Here is a 19,442-nt window from a genome sequence, read left to right as displayed (position 1 = left end):
CCTCGTTAACCTTTATTCAGCCGTTCAGAAGCGCTTGATCGCAGGACTGCGCGATCGAGGGCTTAGAATGGGTTCCAGGTCGCGCTGGGGGTATATTTGAGATAGCCGATATTGGCGCCGAGCCGCAGGCCGAGACCCGAACGGATCGGCACCAGCACGACGTTGTTGGCAGTCAGTGCCGTCATGCCGAAGCCGCCGATGATGTAGGCGGAGCCGTCGATACCGGCGAAGCGCTGATAGATCGCCTGGGTGGCGGGCAGGTTATAGACCAGCGTCATGGTGCGGGCGCCGTCGCCGCCCCAGTCGAAGCCGACCGAAGGGCCCTGCCAGTAGACGCGCAGATCGCCGGCATTCTTCGTATAGAGCGTGCCTTCGCCGTAACGCAGGCCTGCCACGATTGCGCCGCTGCCTTCTTCGCCCAGAATATAGCCGTTCGGCAGGCCCCACTGGCTGACGGCCTTCTCGATCACCGAGGCGAGGCCGCGCGAGACATTGCCGAAGAAGCGATGGCCGGCGGTCATGAGTTCTTCGGACCGGTAGGTGTCCGGTGCGGCCTGGCCGCGCGATGGTTGCTGCGCAGAGGCCGGCGAGAAGGCGAGCGTGAACGTGGCTAGCGCGACCGCTGCCAGGCGTGATGCGAAGGTCATGAAAAGAACCCCTGGTATTTCAAATTTGCGACCGCGGCTTTAACCGGATGCTGAGAAGCACGGTTTAACTCTGCAGTCATTGTCCCCGACTCCCTATACTATCGGTATCAACTATGACGGCACAACGGCGGGAATTGTCAGGCTGGAGCCGTGGAATTGCCTTGATTCTGCTGCTGGCGGCCGCTCTGGTCCCGGCGGGCGCGCAGGCTGCGACCAGTGAACGCGTGGTCACTGACCGATATACGGGCCTCGCAATCAGCGGTTTCGATCCGGTGGCCTATTTCACCGAAGGGCGCCCGACGCTGGGCCAGCCGGACTTCGAAATGTCGGAAGAGGGGACCGTCTGGCGCTTCCGCAATGAGGGCAACCGCGCCTCTTTCGCCGCGCATCCGGACATCTACGGTCCGCAATTCGGTGGCTATGATCCTGTCGATGTCGCCCGCGGGGTCGCCTTCGCCGGCAATCCGCGTTTGTGGCTCATTACGGGCGAACGCCTCTATCTGTTTGGCCGGGAGGAAACCCGCGACGCCTTTGGTGCGGCACCAGCCAAATATCTGCCCGGCGCGCGCAAGCGCTGGCCGGGCGTGCAGGATATCCTGGCGAAATAATGCGGGTTCAGCCGCGCGTGCTCGCGGTGGGGTCACCCCAGGCGATGAATTCCGGCACGATGAAGTCTTCCCGGTCGCCGCCGAAGCGAACCGCCTTGCCAAAGGTGTCCGTCACCTTGCCGCCTGCAGCGACTACCACGGCATGGCCAGCGGCCACATCCCACTCACAGGTCGGCGCCAGCCGTGGATAGATGTCGGCCTGGCCCTCCGCCACGCGGCAGAATTTCAGCGCCGAGCCGAACTCCTGTCTGACAGCCCCGGGGCGGCTGGCGATGAAAGCCTCGGTTCGCTGGTCGCCATGGGAACGGCTGACTGCAGCGGTCCATACCGCGCCCGGAGCAGGCGCAGCGCGGGTCCGGATCGGTGTCACCTTGCGGATGGACAGGTCTGTCGCGAGTTCGACACGTTCGGCGCCGCGGCCGACCAGCCCGCGCCAGATCAGCCCGAGGGCGGGGGCGCCGACGATGCCGAGCAATGGTGCGCCATCGACGATCAGGGCGATATTGACGGTGAATTCCTGACGGCCGGCGACGAATTCCTTGGTGCCGTCGAGCGGGTCGATCAGGAACAGGGTGCCGGCATAGGGGGGCGTGGCGAGATGGAGGCGCTCTTCGGACAGCGAAGGGATGCCCGGAAACAGCCGCGCCAGTCCTTCGCCGATCACATGGTCGGCCGCAAGATCAGCTTCGGTCACGGGCGAACCGTCGGCCTTGCCGTCGACCGCCATGACGTTGCGGTTCACCTTGAGGATGGCAGCGCCAGCCTGGGCAGCCAGTTCGGTCAGCGGCTCCATCAAGGTGGCGGCGCGCGCAACGTCCATGACTGGTCGCGAATCATTGGTCATCGACGGGCCTTCATCCTCTGCATGTCATCCCCGTTCATTTCTACGCCAGTTCAGCAGCAAGGCGTTGCACCGGTGGACTGTGCCAGCCTTGTTGTGGTCGCGCCACCATCTGCGGTGTATCTAACCGTAAAGCAAATGCTTGATTCGCCGTTCATTCTGTGTGGCCCCAGGAGCGCATTTCATGTCTGACACTCCCACTCCCGGTCCAGCTCCCGATGCCCTCGAACTCGCAGCATTGCTCTGTTCGCGGGTCTGCCACGACCTGATCAGCCCCGTGGGCGCCATCGTCAACGGGCTCGAAGTGCTCGACGACAATCCCAAGCCGGACGACAGGGAATTCGCGCTCGATCTGATCCGGAAGAGCGCCAAGACCGCATCGGCCCGCCTGCAGTTCTGCCGGCTCGCCTTCGGCGCCGCCGGTTCCGCTGGCGCGCAGATCGATCTCGGCGATGCGCAGACCATGTCGCGCGGTCATCTGGAAGACGCCAAGACCAAGATCGAATGGAATCTGCCGCGGCTTCTCCTGCCGAAGAACAAGGTCAAGCTGTTGCTCAACATGCTGGTAATCGCACAGCAGACGATTCCGCGCGGCGGCGTGCTCAAGATCGATGGCATCGGCGAAGGTGAGCCGCAGGGTTTCAAGATCACCGCTGCAGGCCTCAACGCGCGCCTGCCGCAGGCCATCGTCGATATGCTGGCCTCGGAACAAGTTGGCAGCATCGATGCCCATGCCGTGCAGCCTTACTACACGCGGCTCCTGGCGCAGGCTTGCGGCCTCAAGGTGACCTTGGTGCCCGAAGGCGACGCCATCGTCGTCACCGCGATCTGATCGCAAACTCATTCAACTCTTAATGAACTCTTTACGAGTCCGCCGTTTGGCGGGCTCGTACGCGTGCGAGCATATAGCTAAATGTCGCATTCATTGTTTTTGGGAATGCTCAACTAATATTAAACGCTTTGCGGGGAAAGTAGCCAGACTTCGAAAGGCGTAGCGAAAGTCGCGAGCCTGGAGTGTGAAGGCCTATTTTCATGGATGATCTTCTCCGCGAGTTTTTGACGGAAACCAACGAGAGCCTGGATACGGTTGACAATCAGCTGGTCCGCTTCGAGCAGGATCCGAATAACGCGAAAATTCTCGATAATATTTTTCGCCTGGTTCACACCATCAAGGGCACGTGCGGATTTCTCGGACTGCCCCGTCTCGAAGCCCTGGCCCACGCCGCCGAGACACTCATGGGCAAATTCCGCGACGGAATGCCGGTCACCGGGGAAGCGGTTACGCTGATCCTGACCACGATCGATCGCATCAAGGAAATTCTCAGTCAGCTCGAAGCCACGGAAGTGGAGCCGGAAGGCGTCGACGAAGATCTGATCGGTGAATTGCACCACATGGTCGAAAAAGGCATGGAATCGATGACGGAATCTGCTCCCCCGATCGCGCCGGAAGCGCCTGTCGCTGCGGAGCCGGCCCCGCTGGTCGTTCCGACCCTCGAGCGCGAATTGCGTCCCGGCGAAGTCTCGCTCGAAGAGCTAGAGCGCGCCTTCCAGGAAACCGCCATCGAAGTTGCGCCGCCCGCGGTTGCCGCGCCTGCGCCAGCAGCGCCCGTTGCCCCGCCGGCTCCGGTTGCCGAGAAGCCTGCTGCTCCCAAGGCCGCGGCGCCGAAGCCCGCTGCCAAAAAGACCGCTGTCGAAGTCGACCAGCCGGAAGCCGACAAGGTCGCTAACCAGTCGATCCGAGTGAACGTCGACACGCTCGAACATCTGATGACCATGGTCTCCGAGCTGGTGCTGACCCGCAACCAGCTGCTGGAAATCAGCCGTCGTCATGAAGACACCGAATTCAAGGTGCCGCTGCAGCGCCTGTCCACGGTGACGGCCGAACTGCAGGACGGCGTCATGAAGACCCGCATGCAGCCGATCGGCAATGCCTGGCAGAAGCTGCCGCGTATCGTGCGCGATCTGGCCGGCGAACTCGGCAAGCAGATCGAACTCGAGATGCACGGCGCCGATACCGAACTCGACCGCCAGGTGCTGGACCTCATCAAGGATCCGCTCACCCACATGGTGCGCAACTCGGCGGATCACGGCCTTGAAACGCCGGCTGAGCGCGCTCAGGAAGGCAAGCCGGAGCAGGGCACCATCCGTCTGTCCGCCTATCACGAAGGCGGCCACATTCTGATCTGTATCGCCGACAACGGCCGCGGTCTCAACACCGAGCGCATCAAGGCCAAGGCGATCTCGAACGGTCTCGCCACCGAAGCCGATATCGAGAAGATGTCGGAAGCGCAGATCCACAAGTTCATCTTCGCACCGGGCTTCTCGACTGCGGCCGCCGTTACCAGCGTCTCCGGCCGCGGCGTCGGCATGGACGTGGTGCGCACCAACATCGATCAGATCGGCGGCACCATCGACATCAAGTCGGTGGCCGGTGAGGGCTCCAGTGTCACCATCAAGATCCCGCTCACGCTGGCCATCGTGTCGGCGCTGATTGTCGAAGCCGGTGGTGATCGCTTCGCGATCCCGCAGCTCGCGGTCGTCGAACTGGTGCGTGCGCGCGCCAACTCCGAACATCGCATCGAGCGCATCAAGGACACCCCGGTGCTCCGCCTGCGTAACAAGCTGCTGCCGCTGATGCATCTGAAGAAACTGCTGCAGATCGATGATGGCTCGTCGGCCGATCCGGAGAATGGCTTCATCGTCGTGACCCAGGTGGGCAACCAGACCTTCGGCATCGTCGTCGATGGCGTCTTCCACACCGAAGAAATCGTCGTCAAGCCGATGTCCACCAAGCTCCGTCACATCGGGATGTTCTCCGGCAACACCATCCTGGGCGATGGTGCGGTGATCATGATCGTCGATCCGAACGGCATCGCGCAGGAGCTTGGTGCTCTGGCATCCAACGCTCACGAGATCGCCGACGAGAACGCCGCAATGCGCGCGATGAATGCCGAACAGCTGACGTCGCTGCTGGTGTTCCGCGCCGGCTCCGCACAGCCCAAGGCGGTGCCGCTCGGTCTCGTCACGCGTCTTGAAGAAGTCGGCGTCGACAAGGTCGAATTGTCGAACGGCCGCTACATGGTCCAGTACCGCGATCAGCTGATGCCGCTGGTGCAGATGGAAGGCGTGACCGTCCGTACGTCGGGCACCCAGCCGATCCTCGTTTTCGCGGACGACGGTCGCTCGATGGGTCTCGTCGTCGACGAAATCGTCGATATCGTCGAAGAGCGCCTGCATATCGAAGTGGCCAGCGGTCGCGAAGGTATCCTCGGCTCCGCTGTCATCAAGGGTCTCGCGACCGAAGTGATCGACGTCGGTCACTTCCTGCCGATGGCTTTCGCCGATTGGTTCAGCCGCAAGGAAATGCGCGTCTCGGCAACCGCCCAATCGGTGCTGCTGGTCGACGACTCCGCGTTCTTCCGCAACATGCTTTCGCCCGTGCTCAAGGCTGCCGGCTACAAGGTACGCGTCGCCACCAACGCCCAGGAAGGCTTGTCATTCCTGCGCTCGGGGCAGGAGGTCGACGTGATCCTTACCGACATCGAAATGCCGGACATGAACGGCTTCGAATTCGCCGAGACCATCCGTGCCGATCAGAAACTCAGCCACACACCGATCATCGCTCTCTCGGCGATGATCTCTCCGGCTGCCATCGAGCGCGGTCGCCTCGCAGGCTTCCATGACTACGTCGCCAAGTTCGATCGCCCCGGCCTGATCGCGGCGCTCAAAGAACAGACCACTGAAGTTCGTCAGGCTGCGTGAGGGAAATCGCAATGACCACCACCACTACTGCCACCACGACGACCAAGGCTCCGATCGCCGACGGTGCAATCACCGAATACGTGACCACCATGATCGGTGGACAGCTGTTCGGCATGCCGATCTCGCGCGTCCAGGACGTGTTCATGCCGGAGCGCCTGACCCGCGTGCCGCTGTCCTCCAGCGATGTCGCCGGTGTGCTCAATCTGCGCGGTCGAATTGTGACCGCGATCGACATGCGCTCGCGTCTCGGCCTGCCGAAGAACGAAGACGGCAAGCCGCCGATGGCGGTGGGCGTTGATCTCCGCGGTGAATCTTACGGCTTGCTGATCGACTCGATCGGCGAAGTCCTGAAGCTCGCCGATGAGAGCCGTGAAGTAAATCCGGTCAATCTGGATCCCCGGATGGCCAAGATGGCCGATGGTGTCCATCGTCTCGATGGCCAGTTGATGGTTGTGCTCGATGTCGATCGTATTCTTGAAATCTCGCCCGACAAGCTGGCCGCCTAAGACCAGCACTTGGACAATTTTGTCCGCGGTGGAAATGAGGCTCACATGAAGACATGTCTGGTTGTCGATGACTCCAGTGTCATCCGTAAGGTCGCCCGTCGGATTCTCGAAGGTCTCGATTTCGAGATCACCGAAGCTGAAGACGGCGAGAAAGCGCTCGAAATCTGCAAGCAGAACTTGCCGGACGCTGTTCTGCTTGATTGGAACATGCCGGTGATGGATGGTTACGAATTCCTGCGTAACCTGCGCCGCATGCCTGGCGGCGACGTTCCGAAGGTCGTGTTCTGCACGACCGAGAACGACGTGGCCCATATCGCGCGCGCTCTGCATGCCGGCGCGAACGAATACATCATGAAACCGTTCGACAAGGAAATCGTGTCGGCGAAGTTTCAGGAAGTCGGCCTGATCTAACTTTCACGCCGGAATTGCGTATTCCACTTCCGGCGCCTGCCTTTTTGTTTGTGCATTTGTTTTGTCAGTGCATTTGTCGCGTTGTGTTGCGTCCGGTGAGTTCATGAGTGTTGATGTGATAAGTCCTCCTGTCGTCGATTCGCGGTATGAACCACTGCGAGTCATGGTGGTGGACGACTCTGTCGTCATTCGCGGCCTGATTTCGCGCTGGATCGAAGCCGAGCCGGATATGTCGGTCGCGGCCTCACTTCGCACCGGTCTCGATGCTGTCAACCAGATCGAACGCATCAATCCCGACGTTGCCATTCTCGATATCGAAATGCCGGAGCTCGATGGCATTTCGGCGTTGCCGCAGCTGCTGGCGAAAAAGCGCAACCTCATCATCATCATGGCGTCGACGCTGACCCGCCGCAACGCGGAGATCAGCTTCAAGGCGATGTCGCTCGGCGCCGCCGATTACATTCCGAAACCGGAGAGCACCCGGGAGATTTCCGCTGCCGACGTCTTCAAGCATGACCTGCTGCAGAAGATCCGTCATCTTGGCGCGAAGGTCCGCCGCCTGAAGTCGGCGACGACGCCGTCGATCGTGCCGGCTCCCGCGGCGCGCGACGCTGCGCCGTCTTTCAAGTCCGTGTCATCCGTCGCCGCGCAGGCGCAGCTCGTGAAGCGTCCCTTCAGCGCCACGATGCCACGCGCGCTGCTGATCGGTTCGTCCACGGGTGGTCCGCAGGCCCTGATGACGCTGGTTGCCGAAATCGGCGCCGTGATCGACAAGGTGCCTGTTCTGATCACGCAGCACATGCCGCCGACCTTCACGACCATTCTCGCCGAACATCTCGCCCGGGCCAGCAAGCGTCCGGCTCGCGAAGGTGTCGATGGTGAACTCGTCAAGGCCGGTCAGATCTATCTCGCGCCGGGCGGCAAGCATATGCGCGCCGTCAAGCAGGGCGCCAACATCGCCATCGCGCTCGATGACGGTCCGCCGGTGAACTTCTGCAAGCCTGCTGTCGATCCGCTGTTCACGTCTGCCATCGACGTCTGGCACGGCGCCATTCTCGCCGTTGTGTTGACAGGCATGGGTTCGGACGGCATGCGCGGCGGCAAGGATATCGTTGCGGCCGGCGGCAACGTCATCGCGCAGGACGAAGCATCGAGCGTGGTGTGGGGTATGCCCGGCGCTGCCGCCAATGCGGGCATCTGCTCGGCTATCCTGCCGCTCAATCAGATCGGTTCGAAAGTGGTTCGTCTTTTCTCGGGAGATCGGTCATGACACCGGCAGACTATGATTTCCTGCGCAAGTTTCTGAAGGAGCGTTCGGGTCTCGATCTGTCTGCTGACAAGCAGTATCTGGTCGAAAGCCGGTTGATGCCGCTCGCACGCAAGGCCAACCTGTCGGGTCTTGAAGAGCTGGTGCAGAAGATCAAGAACGGCGCAGCCACGCTCGCGTCCGACGTGGTCGAAGCGATGACCACCAACGAAACCTTCTTCTTCCGCGATAAGGTCCCGTTCGACCATCTGCGCGATGTCGTGCTGCCGGAGATGATCCAGGCCCGCGCGGCCCGCAAGAGCCTGCGGATCTGGTGTGCGGCGGCGTCGACCGGTCAGGAGCCGTATTCGATTGCGATGACCATCAAGGAAATGAGCGCCCAGCTCGCCGGATGGCGGATCGAGATTATCGGTACCGACATCTCGCAGCAGGTGCTCGAGAAGTCGAAGTCGGGCATCTACACCCAGTTCGAAGTCCAGCGCGGATTGCCGATCCAGCTGCTGGTGAAATACTTCAAGCAGACCGGCGAAATGTGGCAGATCAATCCGGAGATCCGGTCGATGATCCAGTACAAGCCGCTCAATCTGCTGCAGGACTTCTCCAGCATGGGCAAGTTCGACATCATCTTCTGCCGCAACGTGCTGATCTATTTCGATCAGGAGATGAAGACGCAGATCTTTGGTCGTCTGGCCAAGTGCACGGAGCCCGATGGCTTCCTGGCGCTGGGCGCCGCAGAGACCGTTGTCGGTCTGACCGACGCGTTCAAGCCGCATGCCGACAAGCGTGGCCTGTACCGTCCGAACGTCGTCCGTGCCGCACCGTCGATCGTGCCGAGCATGACGCCTGTGGGTCTGAAGGCTGCTGCTGCGCCGGCGCGCTGAGCTCCGTCACAGGATCGCGTGCGGAATGAAGCGTGACATGTTGCCGGTGATCGGATTCTCATCCTCGCGGATCGAGAGCCCGCATGGCACGTCTTCGACCAGCCAGCTGCCCAGCACCGGATACTGATCCGCAAAGTTCGGCAGCGGCATTAGCGTCTGCCGGATGAAACCTTCTTCGCCATAGGGACCGGGCTGCGCATCGATGGCGCTGCCGCCGCTCACCAGCGTGACATTGGCGCCTTCGCGCGAATAGAGCGGCTTGCGCACATAGGATGTGCCGAGCTCAGCGGCTGCCGCATCATCGTCGAAATACGCCGGCAGCAGGTTCGGGTGGTTCGGAAACATCGCCCATAGCAGCGGCAGGATGCCCTTGTTGGACAGAATGGCTTTCCACGGTGGCTCGATCCAGCGCGTCGATGCACCTTTTAGACGGCCGCCGAATGCCTCGCGGAACATCCACTCCCACGGATAAAGCTTGAACATCAGGTCGATCGGCTGGTCCTCGAGATCGACGAAGTGCCCGCTGTCGGCATAACCGATGTCCTTGATGTCGATCAGCGCCGGTGTGAGCCCGCCTTGCTGCGCGACATCGGCGAGATACTGCACGGTGCCGCGGTCCTCGGCATTGTCCATGGCGGCTGCGAGATGAATTGCTTTGTCGGCACCGATCTTGCGCCAGGCCTCGATGAGCCGCTCATGCAGCGAGTTGTATTGATCGGCGCGCTTCGGAATAATCTGGCGCTCGACCGCCTGTTCGAGCCAGGTCCACTGAAACACCGCGGCCTCGAACAGTGAGGTTGGCGTGTCCGCATTGTATTCGAGCAGCTTTGCCGGGCCTTTGCCGTCGAACTGGAAATCGAAACGGCCGTAGAGACTGGGATCGCTCCGTTGCCAGCTTGCGGCGATGAAGGTCCAGTAGGCCTGCGGAATCTTCAGCAGCCGCAGATAGCGCTCATCCTTGACCGCGCGGCTCACCAGCTCGCGGCACATCGCGTTGAGTTCGGCGGTCGGGGCTTCGATCTGACGTTCGATCTCATCCAGCGTGAAAGCGTAGTAGGCGCGTTCGTCCCAATAGCGGTCGCCGGCCTCGGTATGAAACACGAAGCCCGTCGCGGCTGCGGTGGCCCGCCAATCGTCACGCTCGGAACATGCGATGCGTTGCATGGGAAACTAGCCGCCGCCGGAGAAATGCGAGGCGAACGAGCCGAAGCCACCGTGCGTTACGTGGCTGCTGCTGGATGACGAGCTGTCATATCCGCTGCTGGAGGACGATCCAGTGCTGGCGAAGTTGCTGCGTCCAGAGGAACTGTTGCTGCCCCCTGAATAGCCATGGCCGCCTGAGGATGACGACGAACTGCGCTGCTGACACTCTTGCTGTTGCCCCGCGATGGCAGCGCGGTTTGGGTCGCAATGTTCGCTTGGCATCAGCGCATAGGCGCCGCCGCCCAGGGCCATTGTCCCCATGAGCAAGAGCGCCACGTGGTTGGAGCGTTTGCGCGATGGGGCTTCCTCATGCATCGGCTGCACGGATTGGCGCTTGCCGAAGTTGTTCGCGGGCTCGCTTGTCATGGCGAATACACCATGGAGGCAGCGTTGAGCACGCCGGCGGCAAGGGAGGCGAGGCCGAGCCAGAGGGCTGGCGCCATCTCGCTATTGGCTATGCGATCTGACAATTGCGGCACCGGAATGCGGAGAATGAAATAGACGGCGATCTGCACGATCAGCGCGATGATCGCCCAGATCAGACAATCGATCACATTGGCGGAGTGGACGATGGCGCTGGCCACCGGCAACACAAAGCCGAGCAGGCTCAGCCCGAGCGCGATCGAGGCCGGCGCGCAGTCCTTGCGGATCAGCGCGAACTCGTCATGTGCGGTGACGCGCAGATAGACGAAGAGATACAGCATCACGGCGACGATGCCGGTGCAGAAATAGACCAGGAAGGCCGGCAGCCCGACCAGAGATTGCAGAACCATTCCGCCCCCGAATGCGCTTCAAGCGACATCGCTCGATACCGCTCATTGTATTCGTCTCGGCGAGCAATGGGAGAGTTCATCCACGCAAACAAAAACCCCGCCGGTGAGGGCGGGGTTTCGTGAGAACTTTCGGGGAGTGACGCTTAAGCCGGCTTGAAACTCAAGCCGGGATGCGGATCTCTTCTTCGTGCGGCTCGCGGAGCACATAGCCACGGCCCCAGACGGTTTCGATGAAGTTGCGGCCTTCGGAAGCATTCGCCAGCTTCTTGCGCAGCTTGCAGATGAAGACGTCGATGATCTTCAGTTCGGGCTCGTCCATGCCACCATAGAGGTGGTTGAGGAACATTTCCTTGGTGAGGGTCGTACCCTTGCGGAGCGAAAGCAGCTCCAGCATCTGGTATTCCTTGCCCGTCAGATGGACGCGCTGACCGCCGACTTCCACCGTCTTGGTATCGAGATTGACCACCAGGTCGCCGGTCTGGATGACCGACTGGGCATGGCCCTTGGAGCGGCGCACGATCGCATGAATGCGGGCAACCAGCTCGTCCTTGTGGAACGGCTTGGTCATGTAGTCGTCGGCACCGACGCCGAGACCCTTGACCTTGTCTTCGATGCCGGCGAGGCCCGAGAGAATGAGGATCGGGGTCTTGATCTTGGACACCCGCAGCTGCTTGAGCACATCGTAACCGGACATGTCCGGCAGATTGAGATCGAGCAGGATAATATCGTAGTCGTAGAGCTTGCCGAGATCGACGCCCTCTTCTCCGAGGTCCGTCGTATAGACGTTGAAGCTCTCGGATTTGAGCATCAGCTCAATCGACTGCGCAACGGCGCTATCATCTTCAATTAGCAAAACGCGCATGCCAGTCCCCTTTAGTCGCCGCTCCGGGCGTCAGGTCGGCCGCCATACTTGCGGCACCAAAAAACGCCTACGAACAACTGATTCGGATCCTGACTGGATATGGTTAACAAAACCTGATTCTTCAGCGCAAGCTCTAATCGTGCAATTTTTGTCGAATCGCCATAAGATATTGCAGCAAAGACTCTTTTTGTACCCGTACCCGTTCAAGCTCCACATTAAGAGCCGGACTTAATCGACTCCATCGACTCGCCCCTTCATTCTGATGGCGCGAATGCTCTCAGTCATCCAAGACAGTGACGTAATGATTAACGATGCGGGTAAACACGGGGTTAAGGCCGAGCCGGCAATGAAGCGAAACTTAAGGGTTTTGCAATGAAAGCCCTTGCGGAACAGATTACTGACCTCGATGGCGTCAATATTTACGGCCGGGTGGTCGGTGTTCGCGGGTTAATGGTTGAGGTGGCCGGGCCGATCCACGCGATGTCGGTCGGTGCCCGGATTACCATCGAGACCGGCACAAGCCGTTCCATCCCCGCCGAGGTGATCGGTTTCAGTGGCGACAACGCCGTGGTGATGCCCTTCGCCGGACTGGAAGGCGTACGTCGCGGCTGCCGCGCGGTGATCGCCAATGCTGCCAGCCAGGTGCGGCCCTCGATCGCCTGGCTCGGCCGCGTCGTGAATGCCATGGGTGAGCCGATCGACGGCAAGGGTCCGTTGCAACAGGGCCCGGCACCGATGCCGTATCGCGCGTCCCCGCCGCCCGCCCATTCCCGCAACCGCGTCGGCGCGCCGCTCGATCTAGGCGTGCGCTCGCTTAACACTTTCCTTACCTGCTGCCGCGGCCAGCGCATGGGCATCTTTGCGGGCTCCGGCGTCGGCAAGTCGGTGCTGCTGTCCATGCTGGCGCGCAATGTCGATGCCGACGTCTCGGTCATCGGTCTGATCGGCGAACGTGGTCGTGAAGTGCAGGAGTTCTTGCAGGAGGACTTGGGCGAAGAAGGTCTCGCACGCGCCGTCGTAGTCGTGGCGACCTCGGACGAGCCGGCGCTGATGCGGCGGCAGGCGGCCTATCTGACGCTGTCGATCTCGGAGTTTTTCCGCGACGAGGGCAAGGACGTCATGTGCATGATGGACTCGGTCACGCGTTTCGCCATGGCGCAGCGCGAGATCGGTCTGTCCGTCGGTGAGCCGCCGACCGCTAAAGGCTATACGCCGACGGTGTTCACCGAACTGCCGAAGCTGCTGGAGCGGGCAGGGCCGGGCACGGACGAAGGCTCGATCACCGGTATCTTCACGGTGCTGGTAGACGGCGACGATCACAACGAACCCGTTGCTGACGCGGTGCGCGGCATTCTCGATGGCCATATCGTGATGCAACGCGGTATCGCCGAGCGCGGCCGCTATCCTGCTATCAATATCCTGAAGTCGGTGTCGCGAACCATGCCGCGGTCCTGCGATCCAGCCTATTTGCCGACGATCACGCGGGCTCGGCAGATCATGGCCACCTATTCGGATATGGAAGAGCTGATCCGGCTCGGTGCCTATCGCGCCGGTTCCAGCCCGGAAGTGGACGAGGCGATCCGGCTGCATGAGCCGCTTGAGGCATTCTTGCGGCAACGGAAGGACGAAGTCTGCGGGCTGGCTCAGGGTTATCAGCAACTGCAACAGATCGTTGGTAGTTTGGAAACGGAACGCTAACTTTGTCAGGCCATCATGACCCTCAGAGACGAGTTTCGGCCGGCCTGCCCCTTGCGGTCGGCCGGTTGTGTCCCGCGTTGAGACTGGGACTTCTGGGGAGTATGAGTCGATGAAGTCACGTGACACCCTGATCCGCCTGAAAAAGTTCCAGGTCGATGAGAAGCGCCGACGGGTCAATCAGATCGAAGGCATGATCGCGGATTTCCAGCGCATGTCGGTCGATCTCGAGCGCGAGATCCAGACCGAGCAGGATCGCGCCGGTATTCAAGATCCTACTCACTTTGCCTATCCGACCTACGCCAAGGCCGCGATCCAGCGTCGCGAGAATCTGACGCGCTCAGCCGATGAGCTGCGCGTGCAGCTCGAGGACGCGAAGGCATTGCTGAGTGAAGCTTTCGAAGAACTCAAGAAGGTCGAACTGCTCGACGAGCGCGACCAGGCCCGTGCACGCGACGAAGAGAACGCACGCGAACAGGCCGACCTCGACAGCATTGGCCTGATGCGTGCCCGCATCGGCGCAGTGGCCTGATCCGCAGAAGCGGCGAGCCAACGAGCCTCCAAGATTGAAGTCATCAAGCCCGGGCCGCGAGGTCCGGGTTTGCTGTTTGTAGTCTATCCACAGCATAAACAGCGACATGGCCCGCTTGCTATAATCTATGTTACGACAGGGAATACCGCCGGGCGGCACCTCCGTAAGGCGAAAGGTATATTGAGGTTGGGGAGACGTAATGCTGACGCCGGCTGAACTGGTCTGGCTTCTTGCCGCAGTTGCCAAAGGGGATGAAGTCGCCTTCGAGCGACTCTATGCAGCAACGCGCGCGAAACTCTTTGGTGTCGTGCTCCGTATCTTGCGCAGACAGGATCTCGCCGAGGAAGTCATCCAGGAGACCTATGTCAAGATCTGGAACAGCGCCGGGCAATTCAATCCCGGTGTTGCCTCGCCGATCACGTGGATGGCGTCGATCGCTCGTAATCGGGCCATCGATGTAGTTCGCAAGAGAAGCGAAACGTCTATCGAGGAAGAGCCGGCTGCAATGGAAGTGGCAGCCGATACACCTGACCCGCTCGCGCGTCAGGAAATGACCGAAGAATTGAAGCGCTTGTTGGAGTGCGTGGGCCGGCTTGAGCCGGACCGCCAGAAACTGGTGCTGCTTGCTTACTACAATGGTTGGAGCCGCGAACAACTCGCGACGAAGTTCGAAGCGCCGGTCAATACAGTGAAGACGTGGCTGCGCCGCAGTATGATGGACATCCGGGAGTGTCTGGGACTGACATGATGGCCTATAGCGAAGACCATATCGCGCTTGCCGCGGAATATGCGCTTGGCACGCTCAGTGCCGAAGAGCGCGTGCAGGTCGAGACCATGATGTCCGTCGACAAGGATTTTGCCGCTGTGGTCGAGGCGTGGGAGCGCAAGCTCGGCGTTTTGAATCAGATGGTCGGCCTTGTCGAGCCGCGTCCTGAAGTCTGGGAGAAAATCCGCGTTGCGATCGGTCTGGTCGGTACGCAAGAAGCGATCGTGCATCCGGAAGCGCCGCAGCCTGTCGCTGCAGCGGCGGCCGTTGCGGAGCAGCCTGCGATCGATCCTTCGACGCCCGATCGTTCGAACGTGATTGATTTCTCGGTCCAGGCAAAACGCTGGCGCGGTGTTGCCACCGGCATGACCGCGATTGCCGCCATGCTTGTTGCGCTGATTGCAGTGCAGGCCTATCGCCCCGAATTGCTGCCGGCAGGTTTACGCCCGAAGGCAGCGCAGCAGGTGGTGCAGGCGCCAGCGCCGGTCGCGCCGCCCGCTGTAGCTCAGTCGCAATACGTCGCCTTGCTGCAGACCGACGCTGCGTCACCCGCATTCATCCTCACTGTCGATGCGGCGACCAAAAACTTTACAGTGCGCAAGGTTGGCGCCGAACCGCAGGCCGGCAAAAGCTACGAGCTCTGGATTGTGTCCGACAAGCTGCAGCGCCCGCGTTCGCTCGGCGTGATCGGCAGCAACGAATTCACATCGCGTGCTGCACTCGCTGCCTATGATCCCGACGTCGTCAATCAGGCCACCTATGCTGTGACCGTCGAGCCGGAAGGCGGTTCGCCGACCGGGCTCGCCACGGGCCCGATCGTCTTCACCGGCAAGCTGATCGAGACGGTGCCACCGGCGCGATGATTGTTTAGCTCTCCGTCATCCGGCATTGGTCCCAATGTTGGTCATTCCCCGGCAAACCAATTGGTTTGCCTGAGGGCGCATGAAAGCGGCGCAATCGCTGTAATGCGAACCTCTCAATTGTCATTCCGGGACGCGCCCGGCCGGCGTAGCCGGCTGGGGCAGGCCCGGAATCCATACGCGCGATCGTGGTTATGGATTCCGGGTTCGCGCAAGAGCGCGCCCCGGAATGACAATTGAGAGGGTAGAGCTCAAACATTTTTTCCTATCTTTTCTTGACAAGATACCTATAAGGATTATCCTCCCCTCATCCGGTTCGCGAGGGGCGCTTCTAGAGGCGTCTCGAGGTGGAGTTGGGATTGCGGCGCCTGCGGGCATGAGGGAGACGTTCCCTCGCGCACTCGGGAGGCCCTGGGTAGCCGTCCGGGCCCATTACGGGGCTCTGCCGGAAACGGCTGGACTGGGACAGGCCAAAGCGGGGAAACCTGCAGAGGCCACGTCCCAGGAAGCACGGCCCCAGGGACAGAAATCGCCGCGGTGGCGCGCCGTGAGGCGTTGCGCGGTTGCAGCTTGCCGGCGTTCCGGTGGAGCGGATCGCGACAGAAACCACCCTTTGCGCCTCACGGCGCGTTGCCACCCCTCATGTTTCGAGGGGGACTGCTCACACCTCGGACGCGCAAGCGCCGCGAGACTGCGAGAGCGTGGCTGTTTGAAATTCCGAAACAGAAAGGTTGATCGTGCGCCCTGTGTCGGCCCGCATCACGTGCGACTGCGCCAAACGAGCTTCGGGCTACTTTCGAGCACCGGCGCCTAGCTACCCCACAAAAGAAAAACGCCCGTGGGGAGCGGGCGTTTTCCATTCAGAAGTCCACTCGGGGGGAAGTGGAGCTTCTATGTATTCACCTGACGACCTTGGGGGACATCGCCACGCGAATTCTTGAATTCCTTAGCGGACCATGCTGGCATTCGAAGTGGTTACAGCAACCGGCTGGCCTGCTTTGATCACACGAGCGCTGGCGGTCTGGCTGTAGCCTTCGTCAGCATTCATGCGGGCCGAGATTCCGAAGCCTGCCACGAAGATACCGGCGACCAGTGCAACGATCACCACCTTGAGGTGGGTCATGCGATCCGCGCTGTAAATCGAGTGGTTCATTGGAAACGCTCCCTGCCGTCTTACTCTGCCTACGACCGTTTGTGTCGTGTCCGCGTCGGCAGGTTCAACTGATCACGCATAGGAAACGTGGTGTCGGGCCGTTCCGTTCCAAATAGTCGATCACAAGGCAGTGATAAGACGTGATCCGGCGCGATTGAAGCACCCGGCTTGGCCCTGAAATTCACGAGTTATTATTTATTATCAGAGTGTTATGTGTGATTCGCGTCGTCGCTCCGAAATGGCTCTGGGATGCGACATTCTGGCAAATCTCTTGTCTGTGACGAATTTACATCGGTTTCGGGCAGGGTTGCTAGCCTCTTGCCGCCGAATCAGACGCTTCCGACGGTCTTTAGGCGGGCGCGGGGGTGGATTTCCGCCTGGGACAGCACCGTTGTTTGCGAGCGGAACCGTTCCACCAGCGAGCGCACGAACGGCCGGATCGAGGCCGAGGTGACCAGCACCGGCGCTTCGCCTTCACGCGCGGCCTGTTCGAAACGATCGCGCACAGTGGTCATGAACTCCGACAGCTTCGACGGCTGCATCGCGAGACTCCGTTCTTCGCCGGTGCCGATGATCGATTCCGCGAAGGCCTGCTCCCACTGCGCCGACAGTGCGATCAACGGCAGGTAGCCGTTGTAGGAAGTGTTCTGCGCGCAGATCTGTCGCGCGAGGCGCGCACGTACATGCTCGACGATGGTCGACGGGTTGCGCGAGAAGGCGAGGGCGTCGGCAATGCCTTCGAGGATGGTCGAGAGATCGCGCACCGAAATACGTTCGGTGAGCAGCAATTGCAGCACGCGCTGGATGCCCGATACGGTGATGAGCGACGGGACGATATCCTTGACCAGTTCGCCCTGTTCCTTTGGCAGGTCCTTTAGCAGCTTCTGCACTTCGCCATAGGACAGGAGATCCGACATATTGCCCTTCAGCAGCTCTGTCAGATGCGTCGACAAGACCGTGGCGGCATCGACCACGGTGTAGCCCTTCAGCGAGGCTTCTTCCTTCAGGCCGGCATCGACCCAGGTCGCGGGCAGGCCGAAGGTCGGCTCGGTGGTGTGAATGCCCGGGACGTTGACCTGATTGCCACCGGGATCCATGACCATGAACTGGTTTGGCCAGATGCGGCCGGTACCGGCATCCACTTCCTTGATCTTGATGATGTAGGTGTTGGCCTCGAGCTGCACGTTGTCCAGAATTCGGACCGACGGCATCACGAAACCCATCTCGACGGCAAGCGACTTGCGCAGTGCCTTGATCTGCTCGGTGAGGCGATCGGTGCCGTCCGGTCCATTGACCAGCGGCAGCAGCGCGTAGCCGAGTTCGATCTTGAGATCGTCGATCTTCAGCGACGCGGAGATCGGCTCGTCCGCGGCGGCGGCTTGTGCTGCTGCGGCGGCAGCTGGCGCTGCAGCCTGATGCGCGACTTCGGCGCGGGCGACCTTGTTGCGCTTGTTGGCGGTGACCGCGAGGTAGGCTGCGCCGCCGCCGAGTGCGAGGAACGGCAGCATCGGAATGCCCGGCAGCAGTGCCAGCGTCAGCATGACGCCGGCCGACATGCCCAGCGCCTGCGGATAGCCGGAGAATTGCTTGATCAGCGTCTTGTCGGCGGCGCCGGTGATGCCCGCCTTCGAAACGAGCAGGCCCGCGGCGGTCGAGACGATCAGCGCCGGAACCTGGGTGACCAGGCCGTCGCCGACGGTCAGCAGCGTATAGGTGCGGCCGGCTTCCGAGAACGACAGGCCCTGCTGCGCGACGCCGATGATGATCCCGCCGATGACGTTGATGGCAGTGATGAGCAAACCGGCAATGGCATCGCCGCGGACGAACTTGGAAGCACCGTCCATGGCGCCGAAGAAGCCACTTTCGTCTTCAAGGTCCTTGCGGCGCGCCTTGGCGGTGGCCTCGTCGATCAGGCCGGCGGAGAGATCGGCGTCGATCGCCATCTGCTTGCCGGGCATCGAGTCCAGCTGGAAGCGCGCTGCGACTTCGGCGATACGGCCCGAACCCTTGGTGATGACGATGAAGTTCACGATCACCAGGATCGCGAACACGACGATGCCGATGACGAAGTTGCCACCCATCACGAAGTTGCCGAACGCCTCAATGACGTGGCCGGCGGCGGCGGTGCCTTCGTGACCATGCGACAGGATCAGGCGGGTCGATGCGAGGTTCAGCGACAGCCGCAACATGGTCGAGATCAGCAGCACGGTCGGGAACGACGAGAATTCCAGCGGCGTCTGGGTGAACAGTGCCGTCATCAGGATCAGCACCGACATGGTGATCGAGATCGCGAGGAACAGATCCATCACGATCGCTGGCAGCGGCATGATCAGGACGACAAGGATGATCAGAACGCCAAATGCCAGGCCAATATCGCCGCGCAAGACGTTCGTCTTGATGCTGGCGAAGTCGAAACCGCCGCTCTTGGGTGCGCCCAGACCCTGACCCGCGATCAAATCCGTCATCGATGCCGCTTCCCCGCGCGAATGTCGCTCGCGACTGCCGAACGTCTGCGCAGCGGCCGAAGGGCCGCCGATCCGCAAGTGAGGCACCGCACTGGCATCCACGGGCATTCCCCCGGTCAGCTGACGAGACGCGACTCCACTCGGCAATTTTTGCCGTGTGTATGGTTAGCAAAGGGTTAACGAGCCGTTACTGCGCGGCTTTGCCACAAG

At 61.3% G+C, this 19,442-nt stretch carries 19 protein-coding genes; 11 read left to right on the top strand and 8 right to left on the bottom strand.

The window, feature by feature from the left end; all coding sequences use genetic code 11:
• Positions 1-62: 62 nt before the first annotated feature.
• Positions 63-647, bottom strand: a complete 585-nt coding sequence (locus tag AB8A33_RS18925; protein WP_439094130.1) for a DUF1134 domain-containing protein — start codon at positions 645-647, stop codon at positions 63-65.
• A gap of 113 nt (positions 648-760) precedes the next feature.
• On the opposite strand from AB8A33_RS18925, the gene AB8A33_RS18920 reads away from it, so the two are divergent.
• Positions 761-1,255, top strand: a complete 495-nt coding sequence (locus tag AB8A33_RS18920; protein ID WP_439094129.1) for a YHS domain-containing (seleno)protein — start codon at positions 761-763, stop codon at positions 1,253-1,255.
• A gap of 7 nt (positions 1,256-1,262) precedes the next feature.
• On the opposite strand, the gene cysQ is transcribed toward AB8A33_RS18920, so the two are convergent.
• On the bottom strand, positions 1,263-2,099 hold the full coding sequence (gene cysQ / locus AB8A33_RS18915) for a 3'(2'),5'-bisphosphate nucleotidase CysQ (RefSeq protein WP_439094128.1): 837 nt from the start codon (positions 2,097-2,099) through the stop codon (positions 1,263-1,265).
• A gap of 181 nt (positions 2,100-2,280) precedes the next feature.
• Here cysQ and chpT point away from each other — a divergent pair, with 181 nt between their 5' ends.
• The 6 genes from chpT to AB8A33_RS18885 all read left to right on the top strand — a co-directional run bounded on the left by chpT (position 2,281) and on the right by AB8A33_RS18885 (position 8,923).
• Positions 2,281-2,928: a histidine phosphotransferase ChpT gene (gene chpT, locus AB8A33_RS18910; protein ID WP_439094127.1), complete on the top strand. Its 648-nt coding sequence runs from the start codon at positions 2,281-2,283 to the stop codon at positions 2,926-2,928.
• A 200-nt stretch (positions 2,929-3,128) separates the two neighbouring features.
• Positions 3,129-5,858, top strand: a complete 2,730-nt coding sequence (locus tag AB8A33_RS18905; RefSeq protein WP_439094126.1) for a hybrid sensor histidine kinase/response regulator — start codon at positions 3,129-3,131, stop codon at positions 5,856-5,858.
• Between the two features lie 11 nt (positions 5,859-5,869).
• The gene (locus tag AB8A33_RS18900) at positions 5,870-6,364 is read left to right on the top strand and encodes a chemotaxis protein CheW (RefSeq protein WP_315841175.1); all 495 of its coding nucleotides are present in this window, start codon (positions 5,870-5,872) and stop codon (positions 6,362-6,364) included.
• 45 nt (positions 6,365-6,409) lie between these two features.
• Positions 6,410-6,775, top strand: coding sequence for a response regulator (locus tag AB8A33_RS18895; RefSeq protein WP_068737128.1), 366 nt, complete (start codon positions 6,410-6,412; stop codon positions 6,773-6,775).
• Positions 6,776-6,878: 103 nt separating this feature from the next.
• Positions 6,879-8,045 (top strand): protein-glutamate methylesterase/protein-glutamine glutaminase, encoded by a 1,167-nt coding sequence (locus AB8A33_RS18890; RefSeq protein ID WP_315841176.1) that lies wholly within the window; start codon positions 6,879-6,881, stop codon positions 8,043-8,045.
• Entirely contained in the window at positions 8,042-8,923 is an 882-nt protein-coding gene (locus AB8A33_RS18885; protein ID WP_315841177.1) for a CheR family methyltransferase, read from the top strand. Before AB8A33_RS18890 ends, AB8A33_RS18885 begins: the two co-directional genes overlap by 4 nt.
• Before the next feature lie 6 nt (positions 8,924-8,929).
• Here AB8A33_RS18885 and AB8A33_RS18880 read toward each other — a convergent pair whose 3' ends face one another.
• The 4 genes from AB8A33_RS18880 to ctrA all read right to left on the bottom strand — a co-directional run bounded on the left by AB8A33_RS18880 (position 8,930) and on the right by ctrA (position 11,761).
• Positions 8,930-10,087, bottom strand: a complete 1,158-nt coding sequence (locus AB8A33_RS18880) for a glutathionylspermidine synthase family protein (protein WP_439094125.1) — start codon at positions 10,085-10,087, stop codon at positions 8,930-8,932.
• A gap of 6 nt (positions 10,088-10,093) precedes the next feature.
• Positions 10,094-10,492 carry a hypothetical protein gene (locus AB8A33_RS18875; protein WP_439094124.1) on the bottom strand — a complete coding sequence of 133 codons (399 nt, stop codon included), beginning with the start codon at positions 10,490-10,492 and terminating at the stop codon, positions 10,094-10,096.
• The gene (locus tag AB8A33_RS18870; RefSeq protein ID WP_439094123.1) at positions 10,489-10,899 is read right to left on the bottom strand and encodes a DUF350 domain-containing protein; all 411 of its coding nucleotides are present in this window, start codon (positions 10,897-10,899) and stop codon (positions 10,489-10,491) included. The genes AB8A33_RS18875 and AB8A33_RS18870 overlap by 4 nt, the downstream gene beginning before the upstream one ends.
• 160 nt (positions 10,900-11,059) lie before the next feature.
• Positions 11,060-11,761, bottom strand: a complete 702-nt coding sequence (gene ctrA, locus AB8A33_RS18865) for a response regulator transcription factor CtrA (protein ID WP_068737116.1) — start codon at positions 11,759-11,761, stop codon at positions 11,060-11,062.
• Positions 11,762-12,133: 372 nt separating this feature from the next.
• On the opposite strand from ctrA, the gene fliI reads away from it, so the two are divergent.
• The 4 genes from fliI to AB8A33_RS18845 all read left to right on the top strand — a co-directional run bounded on the left by fliI (position 12,134) and on the right by AB8A33_RS18845 (position 15,617).
• The gene (fliI, locus tag AB8A33_RS18860) at positions 12,134-13,459 is read left to right on the top strand and encodes a flagellar protein export ATPase FliI (RefSeq protein WP_439094122.1); all 1,326 of its coding nucleotides are present in this window, start codon (positions 12,134-12,136) and stop codon (positions 13,457-13,459) included.
• Between the two features lie 109 nt (positions 13,460-13,568).
• Positions 13,569-13,988, top strand: coding sequence for a flagellar export protein FliJ (fliJ, locus tag AB8A33_RS18855; protein WP_068737112.1), 420 nt, complete (start codon positions 13,569-13,571; stop codon positions 13,986-13,988).
• 199 nt (positions 13,989-14,187) lie between these two features.
• Positions 14,188-14,736, top strand: coding sequence for a sigma-70 family RNA polymerase sigma factor (locus AB8A33_RS18850; RefSeq protein WP_068737110.1), 549 nt, complete (start codon positions 14,188-14,190; stop codon positions 14,734-14,736).
• Positions 14,736-15,617, top strand: a complete 882-nt coding sequence (locus AB8A33_RS18845; protein ID WP_439095977.1) for an anti-sigma factor — start codon at positions 14,736-14,738, stop codon at positions 15,615-15,617. The genes AB8A33_RS18850 and AB8A33_RS18845 overlap by 1 nt, the downstream gene beginning before the upstream one ends.
• Before the next feature lie 943 nt (positions 15,618-16,560).
• Here AB8A33_RS18845 and AB8A33_RS18840 read toward each other — a convergent pair.
• Together AB8A33_RS18840 and flhA are read right to left on the bottom strand one after the other, a co-directional pair.
• The gene (locus AB8A33_RS18840) at positions 16,561-16,767 is read right to left on the bottom strand and encodes a hypothetical protein (protein ID WP_068737106.1); all 207 of its coding nucleotides are present in this window, start codon (positions 16,765-16,767) and stop codon (positions 16,561-16,563) included.
• A gap of 329 nt (positions 16,768-17,096) precedes the next feature.
• Positions 17,097-19,334 (bottom strand): flagellar biosynthesis protein FlhA, encoded by a 2,238-nt coding sequence (gene flhA / locus AB8A33_RS18835; RefSeq protein WP_439094121.1) that lies wholly within the window; start codon positions 19,332-19,334, stop codon positions 17,097-17,099.
• Positions 19,335-19,442 lie beyond the last annotated feature (108 nt).

The sequence above is a fragment of the Tardiphaga sp. 813_E8_N1_3 genome (assembly GCF_051811025.1).
In the GTDB taxonomy this organism is placed as follows: domain Bacteria; phylum Pseudomonadota; class Alphaproteobacteria; order Rhizobiales; family Xanthobacteraceae; genus Tardiphaga.
This window is presented reverse-complemented; position numbering and strand designations above follow the sequence as displayed.